Origin of the sequence: Segatella cerevisiae (assembly GCF_024054555.1) — a bacterium.
Classification (GTDB): domain Bacteria; phylum Bacteroidota; class Bacteroidia; order Bacteroidales; family Bacteroidaceae; genus Prevotella; species Prevotella cerevisiae.
On record NZ_JAMXLY010000090.1, the window covers coordinates 1 to 3,349 of the forward strand.

At 44.8% G+C, this 3,349-nt stretch carries 2 protein-coding genes; both read left to right on the plus strand.

Annotation, left to right across the window (positions count from 1 at the left end; all coding sequences use genetic code 11):
- The first annotated feature begins 103 nt into the window (after positions 1 to 103).
- Positions 104 to 1,681 (plus strand): di-heme oxidoredictase family protein, encoded by a 1,578-nt coding sequence (locus NG821_RS12360; RefSeq protein WP_252761965.1) that lies wholly within the window; start codon positions 104 to 106, stop codon positions 1,679 to 1,681.
- Between the two features lie 83 nt (positions 1,682 to 1,764).
- Positions 1,765 to 3,228 carry a cytochrome c biogenesis protein ResB gene (locus NG821_RS12365; RefSeq protein ID WP_252761966.1) on the plus strand — a complete coding sequence of 488 codons (1,464 nt, stop codon included), beginning with the start codon at positions 1,765 to 1,767 and terminating at the stop codon, positions 3,226 to 3,228.
- Positions 3,229 to 3,349: the final 121 nt, after the last annotated feature.

A 3,349-nucleotide genomic window follows, 5' to 3' on the forward strand; every position in this document is an offset into this window, starting at 1 on the left:
CTTTGCCATAGTTATAAAGTATATGTCTAAAGGTACAAAAATTTTTGGACATGGCAAAGCCCTGGCTTGAGAAAGTCGGGGCTTTGTGATAAAAAAAGAGGATATGTCTATTTTGACACACCCTCCTGCTCCTATCGTTGCAGACGATTACAGTCTCTATCAGATCTTCAAAAAGGGGGAAACTTTCTTCGAGCACGACTTTACCTTTTTCAACCGACCTTATAGCGGTCTAGGTCCGGCTTGGGTCCGCCCGGGATGCGAATACTGTCACCCCAGTTACGGACATGGCAAAAGACAGACCAAGTATGATGCCTCTGAAATGGGCAACGGCTATCTGCTGGTGATCTATCATCCGACAGCAGGGACAGACCCCGACGGTGTCAGCTATGCAGCCAACAGTTATATCCGCCAGGTCACCGGCATGCCTCAGACCAGAGCGATGAGTCCTTTCAAACCGCCAGTGGACGAGAGCGGTATTCATATCACTTGGAATAAGGTGACAGGAACAATGCCTTCAGGACTTTCTGCCACACAGTTTCCTGACGGAGAGACTTTCGAACTCATCTATCCTGATGTCAGCATTGACGCCACGGCTTTCAACACAGATCCTAAACCTACCAACTATGAAGTAAGGTTGGAATCAACGATCGGTATCTATGGCACAGGTCTTCTGGATGCCATCAGCCAGGATTCCATGAAAGCTCAATACCAAAGTGAGGCTGCCAAAGGCTATGTCACCCTCAATCCGGATATGTGGAATACTGCAGCCAATGACTGGGCAAGCAGTGCGTGGTATCTGTTGGCAGACGGCACAAAGCGGATCAAGAAATACACTTATGCCCTGACACGTGCCGCCCTTCTCGATGGGCCCGGTGCGAATGCGATGTGGAACATCACCAACGTGACGCGTTCTGACCGCCATTACCTCTATACGACCCCTGCATGGGCAAAGGCAATGAGCGAAGATGAAGAGGTGATCCGCACGATCCAGCAAGACGGCAAGAGCACAGCCTCTCTCCTCCATCCTTACTATGCCGACGGTTCGGCAGACAGCATCTCCTATATGGTGAACAAACTCCTGAGCCTCAGCGGCAACGATGATGCGACCCACGCCACCTACGACAAGTATTTCGTCAAGGGAGCGCCTTGGAACGGTGAGGAAGAGATGAAAGATGAAGATTACTATCATTTTGCCGTTTGGCACAAGGGACTCGGTGTACCAGAGGCACGTAATCTGGATAATGAAGAAATACAACGGGGCAAAACACTCTTTTATCAAATGGGCTGTACAAGTTGCCATCGTCCTTCATGGAAAATAAGAAAAGACAACAGTTGGATAGACCCTGTATCGCGCAAGTTCTGTTCTATCGGCAACGGTATGCCCGATTATAGTAATACCACCATCTGGCCCTATACTGATCTTATCCAGCATAACCTCCATATCATCAACAACATCCGTACCGGATGGTGTCGTACCACTCCACTTTGGGGCAGAGGACTATCCACCCAGGAAACAGGTGAAGGAAGTCGCCTGCATGACTGTCGTGCGCGAAATGTTACGGAAGCTATTATGTGGCATGCCTACAGCAAAGAAAGTGATGCCTTTTTTGCTGCAAAACAGTTTTATAATCTTCCCAAGAGCGATCGTGACGCGGTCATTGCTTTCATTAATGCTATATAAATGTAATCTGCTTATATTTACAATGTGATTTTTCAGGCTAAAGGAACAACAAAATGTTTCTTTAGCCGTTATTATTTCAAGATATGATCAAGAAAACAGTCATTTCCATATATATCCTGCTCATCGTAGCACTTGCTTCAGCAACCCTTGTGGAAAACATTGAAGGTACTCCATTTGCAGACCAGTACTTCTACGGTTCATGGTGGTTTATCCTTCTGTGGGCCTTGCTCATCATAACCGGCCTTTTCTATATCTTCCGGCATCTTTCACCTGCCCGTCATTTCTCCACTTTAATTCTTCATCTTTCCATGGTAATTATCCTCATCGGTGCTATGCTCACGCATACCCTGGCATTCAGAGGAATGATGTACTTGCGAGGTGACCAATCTACAAACCGTGTAGAAGAGCAAAAGGAAGATGGTACGCTTGAAAGTTTGAACTTGCCCTTTTCCGTGCGTCTGGATCACTTTAATATCACATACCATAAAGGTACAACTGCACCAAGCAATTTCATCACAAAGTTCAAGATTATCGACGGCACGAAAACTATCCCTGCAGAGGTATCCATGAATCATATCTTTACGTACAGAGGTGTAAGGTTTTATCAGGCCAGCTATGATACTGACAATATGGGCAGTTATCTAAGTATCAACAGGGATCCTTATGGTATTACCGTTACTTATATCGGCTATGCCCTGCTCTTTGTCAGTCTTTTCTGGCTATTACTGGACCCCAAAGGTACTTTCCGCCAACTCCTCCACAAGGTGTCTGTCCGTAACGGGTTACTGACCCTGGCTCTGCTTATCGGTCCATTCTGCTTTCAGCCTTCACGGGCTGCTACCGTCATCCCCCAGGAAACTGCAAAAAAGTTCGGGCGGTTATTCATCAATTATGACAACCGTATCTGTCCGTTACAAACTTTTGCCCTCGACTTCACCAACAAACTCCATAATAGCAGAAGTTATAAAGGCATGACGGCAGAACAGGTCGTAATGAGTTGGATATTCTACTCTTCAGAATGGAATCAAGAACCGTTCATACGAATCAAGAATAGAGAGATACGTCGTCGCTTCAACCTGCCGGAATATGCTAATGTAAATGACTTCTTCAGAGACGGCAACTATATACTCGGTCCCTCTATCCAAGAATATGCCCAGGGCAAAACAGATGGATTCCATAAAGCCTGTACCGATCTGGACGGAAAATTACAATTAATAATGGAACTCCAGCAAGGAAATATTCTGACCATCTTTCCTTCTGAGGAGTATGGTCAGGTAGTCTGGTACTCACCTATAAGCAAATTGGATACATGCGTTTCCAAGAAAAACCGTTGCTTTATCAGAGAACTTTTCCCTCTGCTTTCTCTCCAACTGAAGCAGAAACGGATACGATCTGTTAATCATATTCTTGATAAAACACTAAAATATCAGGAAAGCCACGGCAAGTCTTCCATACCAAATCATACTCAAGTACAAGCCGAACTGATATACAATTGTATACCCTTTACGACCATTCTTGCAATGACAAACCTTACCTTAGGTCACTAGTGTCTCTTAAAATTATTTATTTTTTTTTGTATTGTTCTCATGCACAATAATTTAGATTCAGAAAAGTATGTCCGACATTTGAATTGGGTACCTTTGCACGCATATTCAAAATATACAAAGT